The 24,445-nt window shown below is 46.9% G+C and carries 27 protein-coding genes and 2 pseudogenes; 8 read left to right on the top strand and 21 right to left on the bottom strand.

Features of this window, described 5'->3' with window-relative positions:
• Window positions 1-138: 138 nt before the first annotated feature.
• The 3 genes from RIG66_RS30610 to RIG66_RS30620 all read right to left on the bottom strand — a co-directional run bounded on the left by RIG66_RS30610 (window position 139) and on the right by RIG66_RS30620 (window position 1,222).
• Window positions 139-336: a hypothetical protein gene (locus RIG66_RS30610; protein ID WP_446383408.1), complete on the bottom strand. Its 198-nt coding sequence runs from the start codon at window positions 334-336 to the stop codon at window positions 139-141.
• Window positions 337-541: 205 nt separating this feature from the next.
• On the bottom strand, window positions 542-670 hold the full coding sequence (gene psaJ, locus RIG66_RS30615) for a photosystem I reaction center subunit IX (RefSeq protein WP_006099310.1): 129 nt from the start codon (window positions 668-670) through the stop codon (window positions 542-544).
• Between the two features lie 57 nt (window positions 671-727).
• Window positions 728-1,222 carry a Photosystem I reaction center subunit III gene (locus RIG66_RS30620; protein ID WP_446383410.1) on the bottom strand — a complete coding sequence of 165 codons (495 nt, stop codon included), beginning with the start codon at window positions 1,220-1,222 and terminating at the stop codon, window positions 728-730.
• Between the two features lie 149 nt (window positions 1,223-1,371).
• On the opposite strand from RIG66_RS30620, the gene tsaD reads away from it, so the two are divergent.
• Window positions 1,372-2,448: a tRNA (adenosine(37)-N6)-threonylcarbamoyltransferase complex transferase subunit TsaD gene (gene tsaD, locus RIG66_RS30625; protein WP_446383412.1), complete on the top strand. Its 1,077-nt coding sequence runs from the start codon at window positions 1,372-1,374 to the stop codon at window positions 2,446-2,448.
• A 49-nt stretch (window positions 2,449-2,497) separates the two neighbouring features.
• On the opposite strand, the gene RIG66_RS30630 is transcribed toward tsaD, so the two are convergent.
• From RIG66_RS30630 to RIG66_RS30665, 8 genes and pseudogenes are all read right to left on the bottom strand, one after another.
• Entirely contained in the window at window positions 2,498-2,833 is a 336-nt protein-coding gene (locus RIG66_RS30630) for an element excision factor XisI family protein (protein WP_446383414.1), read from the bottom strand.
• Between the two features lie 29 nt (window positions 2,834-2,862).
• On the bottom strand, window positions 2,863-3,954 hold the full coding sequence (locus RIG66_RS30635) for a DUF362 domain-containing protein (protein ID WP_446383416.1): 1,092 nt from the start codon (window positions 3,952-3,954) through the stop codon (window positions 2,863-2,865).
• Between the two features lie 279 nt (window positions 3,955-4,233).
• Window positions 4,234-4,704, bottom strand: coding sequence for a dual specificity protein phosphatase family protein (locus tag RIG66_RS30640; protein WP_446383418.1), 471 nt, complete (start codon window positions 4,702-4,704; stop codon window positions 4,234-4,236).
• 506 nt (window positions 4,705-5,210) lie between these two features.
• Complete coding sequence (locus RIG66_RS30645) at window positions 5,211-5,903, bottom strand: Uma2 family endonuclease (RefSeq protein ID WP_446383420.1); 693 nt, start codon at window positions 5,901-5,903, stop codon at window positions 5,211-5,213.
• A gap of 113 nt (window positions 5,904-6,016) precedes the next feature.
• Window positions 6,017-6,109 (bottom strand): annotated as a pseudogene (locus RIG66_RS30650) (Uma2 family endonuclease); the annotation flags it as partial.
• Window positions 6,110-6,166: 57 nt separating this feature from the next.
• A complete protein-coding gene (locus RIG66_RS30655; RefSeq protein WP_446383422.1) occupies window positions 6,167-7,465 on the bottom strand; it encodes a serine/threonine protein kinase in 1,299 nt (432 codons plus the stop codon).
• A gap of 28 nt (window positions 7,466-7,493) precedes the next feature.
• Complete coding sequence (locus RIG66_RS30660) at window positions 7,494-8,513, bottom strand: serine/threonine protein kinase (protein WP_446383424.1); 1,020 nt, start codon at window positions 8,511-8,513, stop codon at window positions 7,494-7,496.
• A gap of 458 nt (window positions 8,514-8,971) precedes the next feature.
• Entirely contained in the window at window positions 8,972-9,184 is a 213-nt protein-coding gene (locus tag RIG66_RS30665) for a helix-turn-helix domain-containing protein (RefSeq protein ID WP_446340786.1), read from the bottom strand.
• 120 nt (window positions 9,185-9,304) lie between these two features.
• Between RIG66_RS30665 and RIG66_RS30670 the strand changes: the two genes are divergently transcribed.
• The 3 genes from RIG66_RS30670 to RIG66_RS30680 are packed head-to-tail and all read left to right on the top strand — an operon-like array spanning window position 9,305 to window position 10,704.
• Window positions 9,305-9,775 carry a hypothetical protein gene (locus tag RIG66_RS30670; protein ID WP_446383426.1) on the top strand — a complete coding sequence of 157 codons (471 nt, stop codon included), beginning with the start codon at window positions 9,305-9,307 and terminating at the stop codon, window positions 9,773-9,775.
• Between the two features lie 36 nt (window positions 9,776-9,811).
• A complete protein-coding gene (locus RIG66_RS30675; protein WP_446383428.1) occupies window positions 9,812-10,498 on the top strand; it encodes a Uma2 family endonuclease in 687 nt (228 codons plus the stop codon).
• A gap of 2 nt (window positions 10,499-10,500) precedes the next feature.
• Entirely contained in the window at window positions 10,501-10,704 is a 204-nt protein-coding gene (locus tag RIG66_RS30680) for a hypothetical protein (RefSeq protein WP_006099191.1), read from the top strand.
• A gap of 98 nt (window positions 10,705-10,802) precedes the next feature.
• On the opposite strand, the gene RIG66_RS30685 is transcribed toward RIG66_RS30680, so the two are convergent.
• From RIG66_RS30685 to RIG66_RS30710, 6 genes are all read right to left on the bottom strand, one after another.
• Window positions 10,803-11,006: a DUF2949 domain-containing protein gene (locus RIG66_RS30685; protein WP_446383430.1), complete on the bottom strand. Its 204-nt coding sequence runs from the start codon at window positions 11,004-11,006 to the stop codon at window positions 10,803-10,805.
• A 148-nt stretch (window positions 11,007-11,154) separates the two neighbouring features.
• A complete protein-coding gene (locus tag RIG66_RS30690; protein ID WP_446383476.1) occupies window positions 11,155-11,745 on the bottom strand; it encodes a DUF4178 domain-containing protein in 591 nt (196 codons plus the stop codon).
• A gap of 352 nt (window positions 11,746-12,097) precedes the next feature.
• On the bottom strand, window positions 12,098-13,690 hold the full coding sequence (locus RIG66_RS30695) for a polyamine aminopropyltransferase (RefSeq protein ID WP_446383432.1): 1,593 nt from the start codon (window positions 13,688-13,690) through the stop codon (window positions 12,098-12,100).
• A gap of 142 nt (window positions 13,691-13,832) precedes the next feature.
• Window positions 13,833-14,063: a hypothetical protein gene (locus tag RIG66_RS30700; protein WP_446383434.1), complete on the bottom strand. Its 231-nt coding sequence runs from the start codon at window positions 14,061-14,063 to the stop codon at window positions 13,833-13,835.
• Window positions 14,064-14,127: 64 nt separating this feature from the next.
• Window positions 14,128-15,138, bottom strand: coding sequence for a hypothetical protein (locus RIG66_RS30705; protein ID WP_446383436.1), 1,011 nt, complete (start codon window positions 15,136-15,138; stop codon window positions 14,128-14,130).
• Between the two features lie 243 nt (window positions 15,139-15,381).
• Window positions 15,382-15,846 (bottom strand): hypothetical protein, encoded by a 465-nt coding sequence (locus RIG66_RS30710; RefSeq protein WP_446383438.1) that lies wholly within the window; start codon window positions 15,844-15,846, stop codon window positions 15,382-15,384.
• Window positions 15,847-16,135: 289 nt separating this feature from the next.
• Between RIG66_RS30710 and RIG66_RS30715 the strand changes: the two genes are divergently transcribed.
• Window positions 16,136-16,657 carry a hypothetical protein gene (locus RIG66_RS30715; RefSeq protein ID WP_446383440.1) on the top strand — a complete coding sequence of 174 codons (522 nt, stop codon included), beginning with the start codon at window positions 16,136-16,138 and terminating at the stop codon, window positions 16,655-16,657.
• Window positions 16,658-16,903: 246 nt separating this feature from the next.
• Here RIG66_RS30715 and RIG66_RS30720 read toward each other — a convergent pair.
• Window positions 16,904-17,200 (bottom strand): annotated as a pseudogene (locus RIG66_RS30720) (IS1634 family transposase); the annotation flags it as partial.
• Between the two features lie 89 nt (window positions 17,201-17,289).
• The gene (locus tag RIG66_RS30725; protein ID WP_446383442.1) at window positions 17,290-18,438 is read right to left on the bottom strand and encodes a SpoIID/LytB domain-containing protein; all 1,149 of its coding nucleotides are present in this window, start codon (window positions 18,436-18,438) and stop codon (window positions 17,290-17,292) included.
• 337 nt (window positions 18,439-18,775) lie between these two features.
• Here RIG66_RS30725 and RIG66_RS30730 point away from each other — a divergent pair, with 337 nt between their 5' ends.
• The 3 genes from RIG66_RS30730 to RIG66_RS30740 all read left to right on the top strand — a co-directional run bounded on the left by RIG66_RS30730 (window position 18,776) and on the right by RIG66_RS30740 (window position 21,233).
• A complete protein-coding gene (locus tag RIG66_RS30730) occupies window positions 18,776-19,438 on the top strand; it encodes a DUF389 domain-containing protein (protein WP_446383444.1) in 663 nt (220 codons plus the stop codon).
• A gap of 14 nt (window positions 19,439-19,452) precedes the next feature.
• Complete coding sequence (locus RIG66_RS30735; RefSeq protein WP_446383446.1) at window positions 19,453-20,028, top strand: DUF421 domain-containing protein; 576 nt, start codon at window positions 19,453-19,455, stop codon at window positions 20,026-20,028.
• Between the two features lie 248 nt (window positions 20,029-20,276).
• Window positions 20,277-21,233, top strand: a complete 957-nt coding sequence (locus RIG66_RS30740; protein ID WP_446383448.1) for a ribonuclease Z — start codon at window positions 20,277-20,279, stop codon at window positions 21,231-21,233.
• A 448-nt stretch (window positions 21,234-21,681) separates the two neighbouring features.
• Here RIG66_RS30740 and RIG66_RS30745 read toward each other — a convergent pair whose 3' ends face one another.
• On the bottom strand, window positions 21,682-22,794 hold the full coding sequence (locus RIG66_RS30745; protein ID WP_446383450.1) for a matrixin family metalloprotease: 1,113 nt from the start codon (window positions 22,792-22,794) through the stop codon (window positions 21,682-21,684).
• A 299-nt stretch (window positions 22,795-23,093) separates the two neighbouring features.
• Entirely contained in the window at window positions 23,094-24,083 is a 990-nt protein-coding gene (locus RIG66_RS30750; RefSeq protein WP_446383452.1) for an adenosine kinase, read from the bottom strand.
• Between the last annotated feature and the right edge of the window lie 362 nt (window positions 24,084-24,445).

Below are 24,445 nucleotides of genomic sequence, written 5' to 3' on the forward strand. Positions count from 1 at the left end.
TTTCGTCATTGGTCATTGGTCATTGGTCATTGGTCATTGGTCATTGGTCATTGGTCATTGGTCATTGGTCATTGGTCATTGGTCATTGGTCATTGGTCATTGGTCATTGGTCATTGGTCATTGGTCATTGGTCATTCGTCAGGGAATAGGCAATATAAGGTAGAGTTTTGAGTTAACTTTATCATCTCCCCCATCTCCCCAATCTTCCCCATCTCCCCAATCTCCCTCATCTCCCCCAGCTCCCTCAGCTCCCCCAGCTCCCCCAGCTCCCTCATCTCCCCCATCTCCCCCATCTTCCCCATCTTCCCCATCTTCCCCATCTTCCCCATCCCTCATCAAAAATCCCGTCCTCGCCAATTAGGGGGACGGGATTATTTTTGGGAAACTCAAAATTACGATGAAGCAATAGCGAGTTTTCCGGCTACAACTAATCCTTATAAGTCGGATTTTTGGATAGCTTGTGGTGGCAATTCTGTTGGGAGGATGTCACCAAATAACAATACCAACAAATTCTCTCCTCAATCTATATCCACCAGTCGGTTTAAGGCATCGGATGGAAAAGAAGATCCGGGAAAAAGCGGTTAAATTCAATCAAAATTCCGGCGGTAATGGTTAGCCAAACAGCAATTAACACCGGGGCTAAGGACAGATACTTGAGAAAATACTGCATCACACTTCTCCTGAACGTAATAGGTAAGGTAAGTCAATCAATTTGCCAATCTCTAGATTAGCGAGGGGATACGGGAACCTCATCCGCCTTGGCATATAATTTGCCAGAGAGGGCTTCTTGCACGGCGGCTAGGGGCCAAGCAAAACCAAAGAGCATTTTATTAATTGCCAAAGGCACGTCGATGATAATTTCTTTTTCTTCGGGATTCTTTTCGCTTTGAATCGCTTGTAAATAGGCGCGACCAACCCAACCAATCCAGCCAGCCATATATAGCCAGAGAATGCTAGGAATCAGAAAGTCACCAGCTCGACTCCAGCGACCATCGGCAATCAAGTGAGGCAGTCCGTCATCACCACAGAGGGCTTCAGAATAACGCTCAAAGCGTTTTTTCCCGGACTCGGGGTCATCGGTGGTTGGACGGGCGTTCTTAGCTCGTTGCTGAAACGCAGGTGATTCACTACAGGGTGTGAGATGGTCAAAATCAGCCAAGGCTGGGGTGACAAAGCTAAACCAGAGGGTAACGGCGAAAAGTAGAGCCAACAATCGTCGCATAGAATTGTTTCCTTTTGTTACGAAATCAAAAGTTTTATGTACAAAACACAGAAACGATTTGTACACTCCAGCAATATTACTCTGAGAGGTTGAACCGAGTAAAGTTTATTTAATTAAAATGTAAATTGATTGTTTCAGGTGATGGGCGGATGGCTTGTGTTTTAGCCATAGAAACCAGTTGTGACGAAACCGCCGTGGCGGTGGTGCAGGATCGCACTTGTTGTAGTAATGTCGTGGCATCTCAGATTCCGGTACATCAGCCTTATGGGGGGATTGTGCCGGAAGTGGCGTCGCGATCGCATCTGGAAATGATTAATACGGCGATCGCGCAAGCTTTAACGGAAGCGAATCTGGGTTGGGAGGCGATTGATGGCATCGCAGCGACTTGTGCGCCCGGTTTGGTGGGTTCCCTGTTGATGGGGTTAACGGCGGCGAAAACCCTGGCGATGGTTCATTGTAAGCCGTTTCTGGGAGTGCATCACTTAGAAGGGCATATTTATGCCACCTATCTGATTGAACCTGAACTCGAACCGCCGTTTTTATGTTTGTTGGTGTCTGGGGGTCATACCAGTTTAATTTATGTTAAGGATTGTGGCGTCTATGAAATGCTGGGTTCAACTCGTGATGATGCCGCAGGTGAGGCTTTTGATAAAGTAGCCCGATTGTTACACCTGGGTTATCCTGGAGGTCCGGCGATTGATCGGTTAGCCAAGGAAGGGAATCCTCATGCTTTTAAGTTACCCGAAGGAAGGGTATCTCGTCCGAGTGGCGGGTATCACCCTTATGATTCTAGTTTTAGCGGGTTGAAGACGGCTGTCTTACGGTTAGTGCAACAATTAGAACAAAAAGGGGATGAATTACCCGTTCCGGATATTGCGGCGTCGTTCCAGGAAACCGTAGCGCGATCGCTCACTAAACGGGCGGTTAATTGCGCGATCGATTATGGGTTAACGACTATTGCTGTTGGGGGAGGCGTTGCGGCAAATAGTGGATTGAGACAGCACCTACAAGCGGCGGCGTCATCTCACAAGTTGCGCGTTCTTTTCCCACCGATTAAATATTGTACCGATAACGCTGCCATGATTGGTTGTGCGGCGGCGGATCATCTGAATCGGGGACATACCTCTCCTTTAACCATTGGCGTACAGTCACGGCTACCGATTACCAAGGTTATGGAATTGTATAGCAAAAGGCAGAGGGCAGAGGGCAGAAGGCAGAAGGGATAAAGATTGACTGGTCAATGTTTCCGTTCTTTTGTTCTGGGGGAACTTCAGTTTAACTAACTGCGAAACCGTCGTACTGGCGAAGGAAAGGTGAATGGTAGGCTAGGACAATATCTGTTTTAGGAATGCCGGATTCAATCAGTTCATTAGCTACGCCGACTTCTGTACCATCATACTGAATCCAAAGTTTCTCTCCTTTAATATCAATATGAATTAGGGCACCGTATACACGTTTTTTTTGAAGCCATCCCGTGCGTACAACTTGATAATGATCTCGATCTTGATCGAACAAAACATCCATCTCGATTTCGCCATAGGCAGGTTTGATTTGGCTATGGGCAATTAGGATGTCTTGAACAATCTGTCGATATTGGCTCACTTTATCCATTGCACAATCTTCGACTTTCTGTTCTTCAGTTATATTAAGAGTTGACGGATTTGATCTGCCAGGGTTTGGCTAGCGCTATCCGCCGTTACCAATTCGATTTGTTCAGCACTGCTAGCACCTAATCCTAGTTCTACGGCTCGTTGAATTTGCTCTAACTGCCAAATTGAACCACTAGAAACCGCATCAGTAGTGCCAAGCGATCGCAAGATGGCAATGGCGACAGCATCAACCGCCACGCGATCGGTTCCCGCTAGCATTACCTCGGCTTTTACCTTCTTCCCAGAGGCGGGTCCACCATTGACAAAGGCGTCTACCCCATCCAATAGAATCAGCGCGGGTTTGTAGGCTTGGTTAATTTCGGCAATCATGACTCGTTGGTGAGGAGAGGAATGTAAATCCTGCATATAATTAAACGAATCCCCCGGCACATATTTGGCAACCATCCCCACGGAATTTTTCAGCGACAGGGTAAAATGACCGCCAAAACGATGAGTTTTCAAGCAACAGGTATTAACAATCGCCCCTGCATCTAAAATCGGACGAGCAAAGGCAAAGCCTTTTTGCCAGTGGGTTCCCTCGGCGGAAATATACTGCCATTGATCGGCATCCATCTCATCAAAAACAATCGTTTCTAAGCCATAGCGATCTGCCAATTGAAACACCTGTTTTTGTTCCATGGCTTGACGAGTATCTGCCATCCCAGAGCGATCGCCTATTGTAATTCCTTGGCTTCCAGCCGTCTGTAACTCTTGCACCAGCGCCTCTAGGAGTTGCGTATCTGTTGCGGCTGGAGCCGGATCTCCGGTGTTATAGTTGGGTTTAAGGAATATAGTGCGATCAGAGAGTCCTTCAGGTTGTAGCAAGTCCAGTGCTTTTTGAGTTCCTGCAACTCGGTCATCAGTACGCACCAGAACCACTTTACTCACATTACCGGATGGAGACTGAGCGATGGGGGTGGCTGTGGTGGTGGGAACGGTTGCATCAACGGCTGCATCAGGTGTTGACGAGGTGGAATTCCCGGTTCTGCAAGCTGAAGGTAGAATTGAGGTTCCCGCAGCGAGTGCGGCTAAACGCAGAACGCGGCGTCGTTTGTATTTGCGAGTGGAGTGATTGGGTTGCATGGTGGCTTAAGTTTAAAAACAACAGTTCTGAATTAAATTGGCTCAGAGCTAAAACCTTTTGATATCTTGTACCATTTTAAATCAGTCCGCACATTCGCCAAGAACTCAAGTTCTTGGCTAACAGCTTAAGTCCACTAAAGTGGACTGAAAATTGTGTATCAGGTCTACCTAAACTATTATTAGTATCGTCTATTTTGCCATAATGGCGAAAGCATTGTAGTGCGAGCATCTTGCTCGCTACTAATACCCAATTTAAATGCATGACAGCTTATACCCAATTTAAATGCGTGATAGCTTACCAGATTTGGCTTGCAGGATCAGTTTCAAAATGGTCTTGTACGAAATAGTTTCATGGTAATATTCGCATAAGGATTTCCACAGGTTTGGATGTAGACTTGCCTGTGGATGTTTAATCTGAACTTGCCGAAATGCATCCAGCAAACTCAGATTTTCTTCTTCTTTTAAGGTAGCTACAGCAAATAAACTGGAACGACTGATTCCTGCACCACAGACAATTAGCACCGTTTTACTCTTGGCTTTTTCCTGGCGAACAAACTCAACACCTGCTTTTAGCTGTTCAAAAGGCAGCGGTTGACCATCTTCAACGGGAATATAATGGGATATAATATTAGGCTGTTGTACCTTTTCAGCTAGGTGTAACATTGCACCAATTTGGTGATGCTGGAGCAAGTCATAATCTAGACTTTCTCTATATTTGCCTATGTATAACCACGGTCTAATACAATACATTTTTTATTTTAATTTAAACGATAGGTCTATTTTAATCTACCTATTGTAGATGTACAACATTGCCCATTGGTATCAATTTAAGGTGAAACCCCTCACCCCCAGCCCCTCTCCCACTCAGGGGAGAGGGGAGCAAGAAAGGTGTTACAGCAGATTGCAGGTAAATGAATTATACCTACATAGTGATACTAATTGATTAGGGAAAAATACTATAACTCACGAACTTACAACGAGGCTGTATATTTCAAATATAGCCAGCTACATCTTTTATCATTAATCGTTCCGGTTCCCCTTCTCCTGTGCAACAAAAGCGAAGCATCCTCTGTCCTCCCCCTCTTGTAGGGGGGAACGAGGGGGGTGGGAGAAGGGGTTAGGGGATGAGGGTAAAATACTTGCCAGCATTAGTTCTCACCTTAAATGAACACGGATGGGCATTGTCGTGCCCTGACATGTAGCGCCGTTGCCGCAAATTTACGTAAATTCTCAATCTAATGGTACGAAAAATCAGATCACAAATCGGGTTCAATACCTGCGGCTCGCAATTGTTCGGCTAATCGCTCTGCTTTTTTACGTTCCTGTTCGAGTTGTTCTTCTGCAACAATCGCCCGGTTTTGGGCAACTTGTAACTGTCGCTGTACCTCTAGATAATCAGCAAACAGTTGACCGTCAGGGCGGTAAATCACTAATGTTTCTTCAGTGAGTTCAAAGCGAATTACCAACCGAGGGGAAACCCAACCATTCATCTGCTCAATGACATCGAGCCACGATTCTGAGCGACTCCATCCCATTAAGCGGTTTTTATGGGGATCGTAGAGATAGTATTCTTCGACTCCATAGCGATCGTAAAATAACAACTTCCGGTTCATTTCCTTTCGCCTGTTTCCTGGAGAAAGAATTTCAAACACAACCTGGGGCGCGATATCATTTTCTTGCCACTGCTGATAAGATCCTCTATCTCCTTTCGGTACGCCAAACACGACCATCACATCTGGAGCTTGGCGTAATTTGTTATTCCCTTCCTCTGGATACCAAAGTAAGTCTCCCGCCACAAAAACAGTATTATCTGAGGCAAATAGCCAAGCCAAGTTATAATAAATGACGGTAATCCAGCGGAATTGAATTGTATTATCTGCTATCGGTTTTCCGTCACTATCGGGATAAATGATTTCGTGATCGGTTTGGTATACCAGTTGTGTTGTCATAGTTGCTGTTAAATCAACTGTACTACTGTTTCTTTGATAGTTATTTTTCCATTATATTTTGTCTTACCTTCACCCCAATCTTAAAAAACCGACCCTTATTAGCTGGGGATGAGAAAGTTGTTCCCAAATGTACCATCAGATTCTGGTAATTGAGTATGGTCAGGTAGGGTTTTGGGAAAGGTTGGTGAGTTAGCCGTAGAAGTCATCGGAACCTAGGGATAACAGCTCTAACTGTATCTTAGTCTTAACGGCTGAGTTTCTCACTAGAATATTGAAGCCAAAAGCCATCCTAATCCAAGTCCTAACCAAGATGTTCCCAGCAAAATTAGAAAGGTGTGAAACTTGCTGAAGGATTCTTGTAACCCCTCCCTAACCCCAGCCTCAACCAAAACCGTAGGCACAGCCATAATCCAAAACATAATCCAAGACGCAGCTTCAACCAAAGCCCCAGCAGCCCAAAACACAGGCACAGCCCAAGCCACAGACCTAGGCCAAGCCACAGGCATAGCACAAGTCGCAGACATAGCACAAGCCACAACCACACCCAAAACTTCAAGCTCCTGACCAAACAAAAAGCCTATCACTAGGTAGAATCCTGCTGATAGCGTTAGCAAAGCCCACGGATTAGTTCTGGTTTTTCGAGCATCTGCTGTTTTAGAAGGTTGCCTAGAAGTCTGATGGTCTGAAGGACGAACAACCTCTTGCCTGTGAACTCGAGCAGCTGGAGGCGGAGTTACTGCTCTTGGCTCTTCCAGCAACTTCAACCACGCCTGCATCGACTGAGGACGCTTTTTTGGCTTCAACGCCATCCCTTTGAGAATTGCCCGATTGACCTGCTTACTAATCCCTGGAACAATTCGCCGAGGTTCAATCAAAGGTTCCTGATAAAGCTTGCGATCCAAACTCTTAGTAGGACGTTGACCTGTCAGTGTATAATAAAGCGTTGCCGCTAAACAATAAACATCGACATTTGGCTCCCGACTTCCCCGGAGTAACTGCTCATAAGGCGCAAATCCCTCATTACCAACTGCTCCTGTTGAAGTGTATGTTGAGGGAACCAGTTCTTTAGCAATACCAAAATCAATTAAAACCGCTTTGCCATTTTGCCGTAATAAAATATTGCCCGGATGAGCATCTCGATGAGTCAACCCTACCTGATGCACTAGAGTTAAAACTTCCCCAATTTGGCGAATATATCTCACCGCTTCAGCTTCTGGTATCGCTCCCCTGCGCCTGACTAACTCAAATAAATTTTCCCCATCCACAAAATTCATCACCAAGCAGGAAATTATCCCTTCTTGAAACAAGTCATGCACTCCGACAATAGAGGGATGCGGATCTCTGGATAGTCGGGCTAATATCTGTGCTTCTTCAATAAATCGAGCCACATACTTGTGATAATCTGGCTCGTATTGAAGATACTCGTTAGGCGTTTTAATGACAACATAATGATTGAGGGATACGTGCCGCGCCTTATAAGTGATTCCGAAACCACCTTGTCCCAGAACTCCTTGAATCACATATTTACCGCCTTGTAATTGTTTCCCTGTTGCCCAAACCATGGCTATTTTGAGGTAATTCTAGAATTGTCTATGGCGAAATCGTCGATGATGGAGTAGGAGAGGTGGGTGACTGAGGCTTTAATCGATCCATCCAGTCTGACAAAGGTCCGAAGAATGCCACAATTAAACTTAGCACCGCTACAATCAATCCCGCGATCGCAATTTTTTGCTCTAAGGTTAATCCTTTCTTCACAGGTGGTGGCGTCGGTTCAGGGGGAGGGGGGATCAACCCCAAAGAATCTAACCATTCTCGCATCGACTGGGGGCGCTGCTTGGGTTCTAACTTCATACCCTGGAGAATCAGCCGATTTGTGCGATCGCTAATCTGATCGTTATACTCTTTTGGTGGAACTAAACGCTCACGGTCTAGCTTACGCTTAATTGCACTCACAGGTTTGTGTCCGGTTAACAGTTCATACAACGTCGCCGCTAAGGAATAAACATCCGTATATTCTCCCGGTTTCTCAGCCAGTCGGGAATAGAGTTCCATTGGCGCAAACCCGTCTGAGGCTTCTTTTGTCCGTACTGAAGTTACCTCGCAGTCAAACTCCAGCGCTAAATCAAAATCTATTAAAACAGCTTCCGCTTTTCCATCACGAACATGGACAATAATATTGCCCGGTTTCACATCCCGATGAATCAAACCATCCCGATGCACCTCAATCAGCGCCTCACCAATTTGCTGAATATAATTGAGGGCTTCCGCTTCTGGGAGCATTTTCTGGGCGCGGTAGGCTAAACTTACCCCATCCACATAATCCATGACAATGCACCACCGTTTCCCCTGTTTAAAAAGTTCTCGGACTTTAACAATATGAGGATGATTACAACCTCTGAGTTTTACCGCTTCCTGACAAAACTTGGTTTCCAGTCGGTTTTGTTCTTGTGGGGTGAGGGAATTGAGGAGTGCATCATTCAAGGTTTTGATCACCCAGCGACAATCGTCTCCATCCTTTACCAGATAGGTAATCCCCAAACGTCCTTGTCCCAGTTGTCTCTCTAAGATGTACTTACCGTTATAAAGCGCATCCCCTGTCGCCCAAACCATGGTGTGCCATTCTCAAAACTTAGGTTAATTTTGACACAGTATATCGGAGACTGTAGGGGCGCACCGACGTGCAACTTAAGCTCAACCCCTCTCCCACGCCAGCCCTCACCCCCAGCCCCTCTCCCAAGCTTGGGAGAGGGGAGCAAGAGGGGAGCAAGAGGGGAGCAAGAGGGGAGCAAGAGGGGAGCAAGAGGGGAGCAAGAGGGGAGCAAGAGGGGAGCAAGAGGGGAGCAAGAGGGGAGCAAGAGGGGAGCAAGAGAATCCGGTTCCCCTTCTCCCGTGCAACAAAAGCGAAGCATCCTCTGTCCTCCCCCCTCTTGTAGTGTGAGCATCTTGCTCACTACCTAAAACACCACTGAAACCCGAAAACATAAAGGTGTCGAGAACGATTAAAGGTTCAGTGCAAGATTTCAGTCAGCTATTCAGTGATATTAGAAATGATTACGATTTGCTTGATTCTACTCCTCTAAAATCTCAACCAAATCCTCAATCATCACATCAAACGTGCGAGCTAACTTATAGAGGGCAGTATAATCGACCATTGACATTCCAGGACGACGGGCATAACTTCTCACCGTACTGTAAATTACACCAGAACGGTCGGACACTTCCTTCAACGTCCATCCCTTCTCTTGTGCAAGTTCTCGAATCTTTAGCCTAACTAACCCCATCCTTGACAAATGATGCAGTTGCATCGTTTAATGAGAGAACCTGAAAAAGCGATCGCTCTTTCTGTCTCGCAAACTTAAGAGCGATCGCACCAATGCCCCATTAAATGGGAAGTATCTTCTATGTTATCAACACATACCACAAAAACGCCCACCTTTGAAGCATCAAAACTAAATTACAAATCCTCCACCCGTCACCCCCTGGCACGATTCGTCACCGTCGAGACAGTTTCCTTGCTGTTTAACCGCTCTCCCGACGAGATTTATCGCATTGAATGCTGGCAAAATATTGTTTATGTTCACGGTAAAGGGTTGAGCCGATTCGTCAGCTACGCAGACTTTCCACCAATCCTGGAAGCCGAACCTCCCACCCCTCAAGATATGGTGCGTTGGCGTAAGCGCTGGAAATCTCCAATTGCCCCAGAATTTTGGACAACATTCTATAGATATCAGTTCAACCGAGCAACGAGTGAATCGCAGTTGCTAGCGTGGGGACAATTCGTTGGCATTGTCAAAGGGTTGCTATCAACAGCCGCCCTGCAACACCTGCGCCAAGTCTACCAGCTAGAACAATATTGGTGGCGTCACTTTTGACGGCTGAATCTGGCTCAACTTAAGGAGAACAAAACCATGATAGATCAACGTGCGATCGCATCAACTTTAACCCTTCCCCCGCTGGAAAACGGCGATAAACTCACCCGCATCGAATTTGAGCGCCGCTACCATGCTATCCCCCAGGTAAAAAAAGCGGAATTAATCGAAGGAATCGTTTATATGGCATCACCGTTACGCCTCAGAAAACATGGAGAACCCCATGCTCGAATCATGACATGGTTGGGTACTTACTGGGCAGCAACTCCTGGAGTCGGATTAGCAGACAATACAACGGTACGCCTGGATACTGATAACGAACCCCAACCCGATGCGTTATTAAGAATTGAGAGAGGAGGGCAATCCTACGTTAGCGATGACGATTATGTCGAAGGTGCGCCCGAATTAATTGTAGAAATTGCCGCCAGTACCGCCTCCATCGATTTACATGACAAACTTAATGTTTACCGCCGTAATCAGGTACAAGAGTATTTAGTGTGGCGAGTGTATGATCAGCAATTCGATTGGTTTAAGTTACAAGAGGGTGAGTATATCCAGCTAGAACCCAATGAAAATGGTATTATTTGTAGTGAAACCTTTCCTGGCTTGTGGTTAAAACAATCCGCCTTACTTGCTGGAGATTTAGCCCAGGTATTGGAGATTGTCCAACAGGGCATAGCCACAGCAGAACATCAGATGTTTATTGAGTCCTTATCGAGGGAGTAATCATGGGACGAAAAGCGAAACTAAAACAACTTCGACGCCAAAGCCAAGGACAAAAACAGTCGCCAACGTCAACACAACCAACCGACTTTGAGTCAACCCAATTTGTGCAACAACTTCAAGGTGAAGGCTATAAGCTTGATCAAGCGCAGCATTCTCCAGACGTGCCATTGCCAAAGCCGTTAAAAAAACCCAATCCCCAGTTATAACTATTTACAGCCAAACTGTAGGGTGCGTTAGCAAAGCGTAACGCACCAATCATTCCTTAACATAGCCGTACCAAGACAGGTTAAAATCTAAAGAGGATTTACAAAGTAAGCTGTGCGGTTTCCAGCCAATCAAAAATTCGGTCTAATTGCTCTAATGAAATGAGTCCATATTGCCACAACGTCATCGGTAATAGATTAGGACTCTCTTCCTGATGGCGTAAGGCTAAGGAAATCGCTGACGATGGAATCGCCAACTCCTCTCGTAAAAAGTGAATAAACTTGTCAAGTGCTGCGGATTTCATGGTTCTGGGTATGGGATACTGGAGATGGTTAGTAGTAAGGTACACTTAACGGGGATCAAAAAACCTCACCCATTAGAGTTATTCTAGTGCCGCATGATAGTACCGTAGGATGGGCATTACTCACTAACCTTAAGTCAGTACCATTGCCTTAACTTCCATACAACCGTTCACCTGTTCCCGGCAGAAGTGTCAGCATTCTCGGATTAATACGCTCTCCCACAGTGACTTCAATATCACCATCCCATTCCTCAATCGAGAGAACCTTATTATTGGCTCCTTCATAATCAAAATAGCGACAACGTTCTGCTGTGCGGTGCAACGTTGTTCCTGTGCGCGTCATGTCCGCCACACCAGATTCTACACAGCGATAGATGTCACCGTCAAAGGTTAACTGCTTAGGAGGTTCTCCACTCATCTCTAACTGCTGCGTTGGCTCTAATAATGCCACTTCTACTCGGTCATCTTCATCTACAGAAAGCCAACAAATACGCTCTCCATCTTGCAGTAAATACTCGTACCAAGCATAGTCGCCAACATTGTAAGTCAGTTTTCCCTCCACTACCCAATCTGTCCCCATGTACTGGACAATATCACCAACTTCCAGAGTAAAAACGGTACGTTCTTCTAGGGGTAAACGTCCACGTTCACCAAGTCCTGATAACTGTCCCCGTTGCTGAAGGACTAGCAAAACAACAGCCGTAGCAATAATTACAATAATTCCAATCCAAACAAATACTATCATCTGACGTATGACTGACTACTGATGGAGAAGGGCGGGTTTTGTTGCACAGTTATTTTATCAATAGCTGACTGTAGTTCCTAAACCCGCCCCTACACGACAAAGGGCAGGTTTTGTTGCACAGTTATCGGTTAGCTAGTGGCGTGGCACACCTTAATTGGTGGATTAGAATTGTAGGGGCGCAAGGCTTGCACCCGGTTTAACCCTAAGCGAAGTCGAAGGGTTAAACGTCAAATCTATTCCACAATTTTAGTTGAACAGTTATCGGTTAGCTAGGGCGGGTTTCGTTGTTCAGTTATTTCACCAATAGCCAATTGTAGTTCCTGAACCCGCCCCTACAATTGACTAATGATTAATAGGCTGTCCAACGAGGGTCAGATTGATACCGCACAATCACGGGATGAGAGAGGCGATTTACCTCCACATTGCCTAATTGGACATCCCCAGGCAACTCAAATAAATGATGCAAAATCGGCTCAGTCAGATAGCGCGTTGACACCGATAAGGTCAGCCTATCTGCTTGAATCGATTGCCGCGACGCCAAGACAAAACCCCAAGGTCCGAAGCTGGGAACGTTCGCCACATAAGGATGAGTTGATAATCCCACATCCGATAGGGTTGCCACAATACAGCTTAGAACATCTGGGGCAAAAAAAGGACTCGAGGCTTGGGTGACAAAAACGCCATTCTCTGCCAGTCGCGGTAACAAACGCTGGTAAAACCCTTCCGCATACAGCTTGGCAAGCACTTCTCGGTCAGGGTCAGGAAAATCGGCGATAATTACATCAAAGGTTTCATTTAAGGCGGGTGCTGTAACAAAGGCATCGGCGTTAATCACCTGAACACGCGAATCAGTTAATGCTCCCCCATTTAACCGCACCAACTGGGGATGAGACTGGGCTAACTTAACCACTTCCGCATCTAACTCAATCAGCACCACTTGTTCCACCTCTTGCCACTTCAGCACTTCCCGCACCGCCATCCCATCCCCTGCACCCATGACTAGCACACGACGCCTGTTCTGACTGGCACTCATCGCCGGATGTACCAAGGCTTCATGGTAGCGGTATTCATCCAGGGTAGATAGTTGCAAATCCCCATCCAAGAACAATCGCAAATCTTGTCCTCGGCGCGTCAAGACAATCCGTTGATAGGGGGATTGAATCCGGGTAATCACAGGAGCTTGATACAACGTATTTTCCAGCCGATTACTGATGGGAATTGCGGCAGGTGCGGATAATGTCAGAATAACGCCTAAACTTAAGCCCAGATATCCCCAACGGCGCAGCCGAGGAAACTGCTGTCCAATAGCAAACACCATAAAGGCGGGTAATGCGCCCAGAACAAAAGCGGCGGGGAATAAGCCAATTAACGGTAATAGCAATACGGGAAACAGCAACGAACCCAACAACGCCCCGACATAATCCAGCGCCAAAACCCCAGCCAGCGCCTCCCGCACGCCCTCCTCCAATTCCAGCACTCGCGTCAGTAGGGGAACTTCCAAACCCGCTAAAATGCCCAGTAATATAGTGACCAGGAATAATCCCAACCAGAGGAAACCATTGACGACAAATAGGGCAAATAGTCCTAAGGGTAATAATGCCGTCAGGGGAGCCATTAGCAGTTCAACTTGAAGAAATGCCACCAGAAGTTGGCGTTGTTGGAGCCAAGGAGGGGACTTTGGCGCGATAAATTGACTTAAGTAAGAGCCAATTCCCATGGCTGCCAAAAAGCCGCCGATAGCTACTCCAAAAGACAGCGCTTGATTCCCCACCAAGTAGCTAGCCAGGGTTCCTAGTAACAGTTCAACTGCTAATCCACAGCTAGAGGAAACCGCCGCCGCCGCTAAAAGTAGCCGACGTTGCAGCCGATTTAATGATGAAACCGGGGGTTGAGTGACGGGTTCAACATTGGAGTTGTCTGTTGAGACTCCCTGATGTGCCATGAATTTTTAGTTATGAGCAGTTATCAGTTATCAGGAGATGGGGGAGATGAGGGAGATGGGGGAGAGATTTCCCAATCAACGAATAACAAATGACAAATGACAAATGACGAATGACAAATGACGAATGACAAATGACGAATCCCTATTTTCCTGCACTCGGACCGCCGCCACGAAATCCGCCATAAGACGACCGATTGGGTAAAAGAATCCAGGTTCCTCCCCGATATTGACCCGATAATCCTGTTCCATGTCGGGGCCAATAGTTGTCCTGTTTATCGGCTCGTAGGACAAGGGCAGAACGCTGGGTATATCCGGCTGTAATTGTCAAGAGGGCGATCGCGATCGCAGCCCCGGCAAAAATTTTAGTTAACATCTGTGAAACTCCTAGGATGAACAGAGTTTTGAGTTCTCTACTCAGACAATGAACGAGTGCTTGATTAGGGGTGTTTATCTTGGGGATAATCCGATAAAGGAGATGGGCTAATGTGGACAACCTCCACGGGAACCAGAGTGCGGTTGCGATCGCGTACTGTCAGCTTGGTCTGATCCACGGGTGCATCTGGCGTCACCTCGACATGAAACCCATAAGAACTGCGAGGGTCTAAGGTGAAAAAACATTGGAGTTGATGCCTCCTGGTCTCTTCTGTTCCCAAGATTAGATGCATAGGTAAAGTACGGGCATAGACTTGTTCCCCATAAGCATCATTAATAACCAGACGGGCGGTGAGTTGTCGGGGGAAGGTTTCGTCAGCTTTAACATTGATCTTGACCCGCACGAGTTGATCAGCCCCTCCCACCGTAGCGCGTCCACTGGGATCGCTATCTTGAATAGTTTTCGCGATCGCGGTTTTCCCTGAGACGGGTGTGGCAATGATGGCGATAATTCCCAAAATTGTCGAACCGATTAAACCTGACCACAAATAGCGGGTATCTACAACCCCATTTTCCACCGTCACCTTAAATTCCACGGGTTGTTGGAGTTCTTGTCCAGAGGTGTTACCGTACTCCAACATGGCAATTGCCACGGTTATTTGCTCATTTTTCTTTGCCTGAACGTCGAGTCCTCCCTGCAAATCCGATTCCGACCAACTCCCTGACTCTCCATCCTCGTACCACGTCCCCGACTCACTCCAGGCTTCCTTCATCGCAGAGGCGATCGCGTCTCCATTTTGATCAAGAATTTGAATTTCGTAGATCACCCAGGTATTGCTTGGCAGCAATGCTCTCACATCAATCCGCAACGCACCAATAAGTTGAGGTTCGAGTTGAGTCGATTCCAGTTGCACCGATTCCTCTGGTTCAACGGATACTGTTTCTGATGTCAGCCTTTTATAGAAGAACTGAGACCCCATTAATGCCAGTAGCACTAATCCTGCTGCTCCCAAAGCGATGTAAGACCAGGGATCGATAAAACGACTCGTTTGCTGAGTTTTGGTAGTGACTGGCATTGGCTTGAAGTTCAATTCAAATCGTCTAGAGAACTGAAACACGTCGTTTCAGTCCATTGTTGCTTCTGTTTAATCCGAGAAATTAGCTAGTAAGTACCTGGATATAAAGTGTGTTGGGCTGAGTTAAGAATTGTAAAAAACCTTAATTCCTTGTTCCTGTTCCCTGCTCGTGAGTTTCCTGATCTCAACCGTTAACGTTAATGAAAATCCGACTACTTAGTACAATTTTATCGTTAGGACTGATTACCGAATCCGAATCCGGATTCCCGAAGAACGATTAATCACATTTGAGCCTCGGATGCGGACTCTACCTGACCGAACTCGGCGTCTGGTAGACCGGGGTGTATCAATAATCACAGGATCAACCAGGACAGAATCGGAAATAGTGGAATCGATAATCGTGGGGTTAATTAGTGTAGAATCACGAATGGTTCCCCGAATCGGCTCTTTATATCGATAATCGTCGCGATCGCGATCGTTGCCATAGGATGAACCCCCAGAGGAGAAGGCACAAGGTCGCCCTGTGACCGGATTAACTGGCACCGGTGCTGGGATGGGGCTACCATAAATCACCGAAGAACAGCGCGATGATTGAATTGGTCTAGCGTCTACAGCGCTATCCCCCACTATCATCCAAACCACTCCCACAGTTAAAGGCGTGAGCATGATGTTCAGCCAATGGCGTTGCAGGAGAGAAAATTTCAGCATCGTTTCACCTCAAAATATGTTATGTAGCAAGTCAGTGATTTAGTGAAGCGCAAAATTTGATCCCTTATCCGGCGATCCTTTCCTCTTATCAGTGTACCTATTTAAATGAATACGGTTGTCAGTCCCACCCTTGAAGGGAATATCAGGCTGACCCCTTCGTTCCTTAGCGCTTTAATTCCGACGGATTTTCGTGTACTTTCAAGATACAAGCCTAAAGCCAGCTCCAACTTCACCCAATGGCACTAACTTAGTGTCTCGATAATGATGTCAAGTTTTTGACCAATGACCAATGACCAATGACAAAGAACCGTTCCGCGTCGAATACCAAACTGGAAAAGCTACCTTTGAGCGGGGTGACTATCGCGCTGCGGTGAAGCATCTCGAAAAAGCCTGCGCCCTGATCAACCGCAATTCTCGCGTCGGGGGGGAGGCGCAAATGTGGCTAGTTACAGCTTATGAAGCCGCCGGACAACAAACGGAAGCGATCGCCCTCGGTCAGCAATTGACGAAACATCCTGACTTAGAGATTCGCAAACAGTCCACAGGCTTACTCTACATCCTCCAAGCCCCCCAACTCAAGCGACCCGAAGAATGGATGACCAAGATTCCCGATTTAGGTGCTATTTCTGAAAGTGATCCTAGAGATCGCCGGGGTAGTGGGGTGACTAGAAGCAATCCCAGTTTGAAAAAGTCAGTTGAACCGGAGGCGATCGATCTGAGTACGATTAATACCAAAGATAATCAGTTTATCTGGGTGGCTCTGGTTGTTATTGCTGCATTAGTGGGTGGACTCTTATGGTGGGGAATTTAACCTTAAAACGGTTCCCTGTTCCCCCTGCTCCCAGACGTGCCATGGCACGTCTCTACATTGCTCCCCCTTCCCACCCCTTCGGGGAAGCAAGCTACGCAGGGAAGGGGGCTGGGGGGTTAGGTTTTTCCAATTCGCCAGCAAAGTTCTACGAGGAGGGCAGTTTTAATCTGAAGTTCCCCTTTGACAAATCGCTACACTGTATGCATATCCAGGCTTAGGGCGATTTGACTCTTGGCTTCACTGGGTACAAATCAGGCTGACGCCCTTCACTCTATCACTGTTACGATGATAGATAGGGCGTACCTTTAAATCAACATCTCGACTTCGCGGCAATTGAGCCTGTCGAAATTCGATGTTGACCCTTCGACTTCGCTCAGGGTCAATTGTTTTGTAGCTGCGGAAGGCTTGCTCAACTTTTGATAAGCTTTTATAAGCTTTGACAGTCTCTTCGGTTGTCAACGTTTCTTCTCTTACGGAACTTCTCACCACATATAAGCCATCTAATGTGGCTTCTTCATTGATGCTTTCAGTATTTCTCTGATAATCGTCAATCGGGATGGGGGAAACTTCAGAATAAACAATGGTAGGGGCTTTGTAACCAAGCCCCTCAAACCTGGGTTACTGTTCTTAAATTACGGAAGCTGAGAAATTGCTGCCTGTTGATAATAGTGACTCAAAATCTGTTGATAGTTAACACCCTGTTGCGCTAGATTATGCGCCCCCCATTGACTTAATCCTAATCCGTGACCATACCCGCGACCACTAACTTGAAAACTGCCACCCATATTACTCACCGTAAACAGGGTGCTTTTCAGTACCAGCGCCTTACGCATATCATTGCCACTAACCCGCTTACTCCCGCCTGTTCCCTTTACTCGCATGGTGACAACGCGCCCATGGGGAGTTGTCCGTTCTGGGGTCATAGAAGTGACGCGCCCAACTCCACCAATCCGGCGTCCTAATTCGCTACCGGAAAAGGTTTGAGTCCATTGATAGACAGGTGCGCCCACATCATAATCGGGAACTCCTCGCAGATAGGCTAGGGGTTTACTCCAAATATCTTCGACATTTTCAGTATGTCCACCCGACGAGGAATGGAAAACCGATAGAATCACATCACCGCCGTAGGTTAAAATCTGTCCGGCTGTGGCGTTGACGGCGGTATGAGTGCTTTCGGCTTCAGTGTCCATTCCCTTGTAGACTTGCCACTTGACTGTATCACCAACATCGTAGATGCTATTCCCTGATTCAGATCGTTTATAGAGGGCGTAGGTACGAGCCGCAACCGCTTGGGCTTTGAGGGCTTCTTGGGGCCAACTCGGACTCATTTCGGAACCAATCACGCTGTAGAGATATTGCTCAAAGTCCACATGATTAACCGCCGTTAATCGTCCCCCCGTCGCCACTAATCGAGTCCGCCCCCGATACCAGCGATCGCCTATCCAAACCAAACCATCCTCAGTGGGTTCAATCCACAGTGATCCTGAACTCCAGTTACCTAAACGAACCCCACTTCCTCCAGATTGGGCGTCAAAACCATTCATCGGCGCCAGTTCTCCCACAGGTTGACCCGCGCTATCGCGAACAATGGCTTTGGTTGAACTTCCCACCTTAACGCGACTGACGCCTTCTTCAATCGCCACCCGTAATTCCGTTAGGGCTTGGGCGGGACTGACTAAGATCATCCACAATAAAAAAGAGAGCCACCAATGACGCCCTCCAGAGCGAATCATTAACTTGAGCATATTTACCACAGTGAAGGGAAAACGTCTAGATGTCATCTGTAAAACTTCCTTATCCGAAGACTACTCTCGGTTTCATAATTAACAGAGATGGAATTGCCAATCTTGGTCGTCGCTAGATTATTCCGTTCCCGATACTGGAACCAAGAATCCGCACGCTGATTTTTGCTCTGGCTAAGATTGCATCCCTTAAAAAGATTGACAGGCATATTTTTAGCATGTTTCTTGCTCATCGGCTAGTGCGGGGCGATCCCAGCGGTATAATCTCCTGTCAGGGAAATCTCTCCCTTCCCATTTCCTATTGCCTAGAGTCCTATTGCCTAGAGTCCTATTCCCTATTTCCTGTTCCCTATTTCCTGTTCCCTATTTTCTAATCATGGACAAACCAAACGAGTTGATTCAAACTCCCCAGCCCCCTCTGGTTGAACCCAAGATTCTCCAGCAACTCTCGGAAGAAGTGGTGCTTTCACCCTCTTATTTAGTGTTAATGGGCATGGCGGGCATTTTATCCGCCATTGCCTTGTTGAACAATTCGATTCCAATTCTGATTGGTTCGATGATTATTGCCCCAGCGTTTCTACCGTTATCATTGGTCGCCTTTGCCCTAGTTGCAGGTCAACCCAGGCTGGCGCTACGAGGTTTCACTGTGGCTCTAGTCGGGCTATTCGTGGCGACAATTTCAGCCATGGCGACTGTATGGGTATTCAATACCAGCGCAATTCTGCCTTCTCATGACAATCTCCTGAATAAACCCCTACTGGAAGAACGGGTAGAACCGGGTTGGTACAGTGTGGTGGTGGCTTTGGCGGCGGGGGTGTCTGGAACCATTGCTTTAGTGAAACAGAAAGTCGATACATTAGTGGGAACGGTTGCAGCTTTAGCATTAGTCCCGGCGGCGGCTGCTGCTGCGATCGCATTTATGTCCCATGATCCGCTTCGGGGGGTTGGTGGCTTGGAGTTGCTGGCGATTAATGTTGGGTTAATTATCTTGGCAGGTATGATTACGGTGCTGATGATCGGATCTGAGCCGTCGAGTTAACGTCAGGGATTAAGATGATGCAGGCAGTTGGGAATACAATTAGCTGGGCATTGGGACTCGAAGCCCCAACGCTCAATGTGTGGCAGATGGGATTACGGGCAGCGGTTATCTACGGGGCGGCGCTGATCATGGTGCGGGTGATTGGCGATCGCCGTTTTATCGGTAAACATGCGGCGATGGATGTGCTGTTGGGTGTGATTCTGGGGTCTACCTTGAGTCGTGCGATTAATGGGGCTGCGCCCTATTTTCCCACATTAGGCGCAGCGTTAGTATTAGTGGGAATGCATGGGCTAGTGTCAGCACTGGCTTTTCATATTGAGCGTTTTGATGTTTGGGTTAAGGGTAGACCCCGGACGTTAATTCGCGAGGGTCAAGTGAATCGCAAGGCGATGCGAAAAAGTCATATTAGTGACAGAGATTTAGAATCATCGTTGCGTCTCAAGGGAAAAATCACCGAACCTACGCAGGTGGAAATGGCTCGTCTAGAAAGCAATGGTGACATCAGTGTCATGCCCAAACCTAAGCCACCGAGGGTGATCGAGGTGTCAGTGGAAGCGGGTGTGCAAACGGTGCGAATCGAGGTGGATTGATCGCAGGGAAGCTGGGGGAGATGGGGGAGATGGGGGAGATGGGGAAGATAGGGGAGATTGTGTAGGGGCGGGTTTCACTACTATCTTTTTGGTTGCACCCAGATGTAATTAAACCCGCCCCGACTCACCGTTCAATTATCGCAAATGACAAATGACCAATGACCAATGACAAATGACCAATGACCAACGCAAAACTGTAACATAAATAGGGGAGTCTGTTTCCCGACTAAGGTTCAAGGATCAAGCCTGTGCAAATTACGTTTTTAGGAACCAGTTCCGGAGTACCCACGCGATCGCGCAATGTGTCCAGTGTGACGTTGCGTCTCCCTCAACGGGCAGAGTTTTGGCTGTTTGACTGTGGTGAAGGCACTCAGCATCAGCTTTTACGCAGTGAACTCAAAACCAGTCAACTTCGCCGCATTTTTATCACCCATTTGCACGGTGACCATATCTTTGGCTTAATGGGACTACTGGCTAGCTGTGGTTTAGCGGGTAATGTTGATCGGGTTGATCTTTATGGTCCTCCTGGTCTTAATGATTACTTAAAAGCGTGCGGCAAATACTCTCATACTCGTTTTTCATTCCCCACTCAGGTACACACCGTTAGCCCCGGCGTTATTTACGACGATGAGGAATATACGGTAATCTGTGGAGCGCTCAAGCATCGTGTGACGGCGTTTGGATATCGCATCGTTGAAAAAGATCGTCCGGGACGATTTGATGTGGAAAAAGCGAAGGCATTAAAAATTCCACCTGGACCAATTTATGGTCAACTTAAACGGGGAGAAACAGTCACTCTAGCCGATGGGCGTAAAATTCAGGGCAAAGACTTGTGTGGAGAACCTGAAGTTGGACGTAAATTTGTTTACTGTACGGATACGGTCTATTGTGATGGAGCGGTAGACCTTGCTCAGGATGCTGATGTGTTAATTCATGAAGCGACGTTTGCTCATCAGGATTCTCAACTGGCATTTGAACGGTTACATTCCACATCAACAATGGCGGCACAAGTGGCGTTAAGCGCTGGCGTTAAGCAGCTAATTATGACCCATTTTAGCCCACGTTATGCACCTGGAAATGACATTGGATTAGAGGATTTGCTGGCGGAAGCCCAAGCCATTTTCCCGAACACCAAGTTGGCGTATGATTTCTTAACCTATGAAATTCCCCGGCGTGTACCGGAGTTGGTGGTAGAGGGGAGATGAGGGGTGTGTAAGCTCAAGGGGCGGGTTAAGACAGCTAAAAAGGAGACAGGGTGTCGGGTATGGGGTGTGGGGTGTCGGGTATGGGGTGTTGGGTGTTGGGTGTTGGGTGTTGGGTGTTGGGTGTTGGTAAATTTAAGAATATAGGGATCTCGTCCTTGAAATAGTGCAACCCCCACTAAATTCCAGCGAATATAGTGGGGGAAAAGGTTTAAGTTAAAACGTATTGAAATTGGTTATTTCCTGTTACCTTCCTTCTGGAGTTTAGACTACGATGGTGATAATAGGACACGGCATTGCCGTGTCCCTACTTAGGGATAATTGATTTAGTAGGGGCACGATACTATCGTGCCCTGATCTAGTTTCCTCCCAGGTTCCCAGGCATCATTTATCATGGGTTAGTCTAAACACCAGTTCCTTGATAGGTATCTCAATCTCAATGCCGAACAGCCTACCACATCATCACGGCTGTTTCTCCGGCGCGATCGCTATAGTAGAGTCGGATACGTAAAACATATCGACGCCCCCGGAATAACTTGACCTGAATCTCGGCATTATAGTCTTCGCCACTATCGTCATCCCCGGTAAGATAACGGAGTTCGCCATTGACCTCTTCAAATAGAATCATAACGGTATCCGATATACCAAAGGTGCGAATCGTATAGGATCGTGTCGCATCAGGTTCAATACGGAAGTTCATCTGTTCCCCAGGTGTGAGGGTTAAGGGAACCGATTGAAAGGGTTTTAGTTCGGTGTAATCTTCCTCTTCTAAGAGTGGGTAAAACTGCTTGACCCAAGTTTTATCCCGTTCTGATAAGCCAGGTGCTGGAGTTAAACCATTCCGATATTTTGGTGGTGCTTGAATTAAACCTGCGCCAAAGGGATAGTGCATAATTGAGTCGGGGTCCCAGTTTGACCCTTGTACCGTATCCGGGTTAATTTTACGAATGATATTGTAATAGGTGGTTTCCCGATCCCAATTATTAGGAGGTGCTGCGAGTTCGGTGTAAACGGCTTCTTCATCCCAAACAATCCCAGCATTAGGGTTTTGGTGTTCGTGAGGAAATCCTAGGGTATGACCTATCTCATGCACGGCGGTGTCAATTTCTCCAGGATAGCGGGTTAAATCCCAACCAAAATTCATTGTCCGCTCATCTCGTCCAATATTGAGAACATCTCTGCCAACATAAGACCAAGCGCCATCTCCGCGCTGGAAGCCAATCCGGATTTCTGCTTCGTCTGGTGAGTTCACTTCCTTGAATTCCAGTCCAATACCCACTTGCTTCCAGACATCAAAGGCTTGACGCACAACATTTTTTTCCGTATCAGTTGTTGCCCAGTCTGTTGGCTGGTCGAAGAAATAATAATGTAAAATTGTGCCGTTTACCCATTTCTTATCCAGAAATTGGATCAGATTGGCACGATTCCGATCGACAATTGCGGACAAGTCACGCTGCGCCACTTCAGGAAGTGAGCAATAGGAATAGTTTCTGCCTTCGTCAGAAGGTACGGGTACAGTTGATTGCTCTTGTTCATTGAACGGGTTTGTATTCGATTGAACCATAAGAGTTCTCCTAATTTAGTAATTTGTCATTCGTCATTCGTCATTCGTCATTTGTCATTTGTCATTTGTAGGATTTACGCAAAGGCTCTATATGTAGGGTGTGTTAGCGTAGCGTAACGCACCATTGCCACGATAGTTGGCGTAGCTGCGTAAGTCCTAATTCGTCAAGTCGGGGCGGGTTTAGTTACATCTGGGTGTAACCAAAAAGATAGTAGTGAAACCCGCCCCTACATAATCCTTACAGGTGTAGGTTTTTTATTTTAGGGTAGGGACAAGACAAGGAGCTTTCTGCCGTAGAATTAGCTATCCAATAGAGAACGAGTGTCTTTTGTGTCCATGCGAGGACCGAAACTCGTAACCAACTTTGCCGCTGCTTTAGATCCTAACTCTCCAGCTTGAGCATAACTCATACTATGAGTCAATCCGTAAAGCACCGCACCTGCATACATATCTCCTGCGCCAACGGTGTCAACTGCTTTAACGGGAACTGGCTCAATCTCGATTATCTCTTGTCCATCAAAGATTACCGATCCTTTCCCTCCACGGGTAATCGCAAACCCCTTAGCCAACCCTTTGAAGTAATCAACAGCAACCGTGAGATCCTCAGTGTCCGCCATTTTTAGGGCTTCGCTTTCATTGGCAAAGAGGAAATCCACGCCTGAACCGATGATTTCGAGCAATCCATCTTTAAAGAACTTCACCATATTGAGGTCAGCCAGGGATAAGGCGATCTTTTGACCTGCGGCTTTGGCAAGATCTCTGGCTTGAATCGCCGCCGCTTTACTGGCAGCACCCGTGACCAAATACCCTTCAATATAGGTATATTTGGACTGTGCGATCGCGTCAGGGACTAATTCCGTTTCTGAAAAGCTTGCAGAAATTCCCAGGAACGTATTCATCGTGCGATCGGCATCCGGCGTGACAAACACCAAGCATTTACCCGTAATTCCGGCTTCAGGAGCATGGTATTGCAGGTTTGTGTCAACATTAAGGCGGAGCAAATCCCCCAAGTAAACCTGTCCGTCTTCATCATTAGCGACTTTACAGGAATAGAACGCTTTGCCCCCAAATTGGCTCAGGGCAATCATTGTATTTGCCGCCGATCCCCCACCGCCGCGCTTCATGGACTTACCCTCTAAGCGTTCCAGGATCTTGTACTGATGATCTTCTTCAATTAACGTCATCACCCCTTTATCAATGCCCAATTCTTGAAGTACCTCTGGGGAAACTTCTAATTCAATGTCCAGTAGGGCATTACCGAGACCATATACATCGTATTGTTGAGTCATATTGATTCATGGCTAAATCCCTCGTCCATAATGGGTATGGGTTTCGCAGGAAAGCCAAGCTCCTAATTATAGTCCTGTTCAGTCTGCTATCCTATATTGCCATCCGTTACGACTCAAGTGTGAGTCATGAGCTGGATTTGATATAGCAGCTCTCTTGACAGGTGAGGACATTCTTTAAGCTGTGATGCATTTAAATGGGGTATTAGTAGCGAGCAAGATGCTCGCACTACAAGGATGATAGCCATTTTTTACATTAAGGTTTAAACGCCGAACAGCTTACTCCTGTCTCGCTCTACGCAAGCCACACAAGGGAAGGCATTCTTGATTATGGCACGTAATGTTCAATGATAGTTCTCTTCCAT

Source organism: Coleofasciculus sp. E2-BRE-01 (genome assembly GCF_040221695.1).
GTDB lineage: Bacteria > Cyanobacteriota > Cyanobacteriia > Cyanobacteriales > Coleofasciculaceae > Coleofasciculus.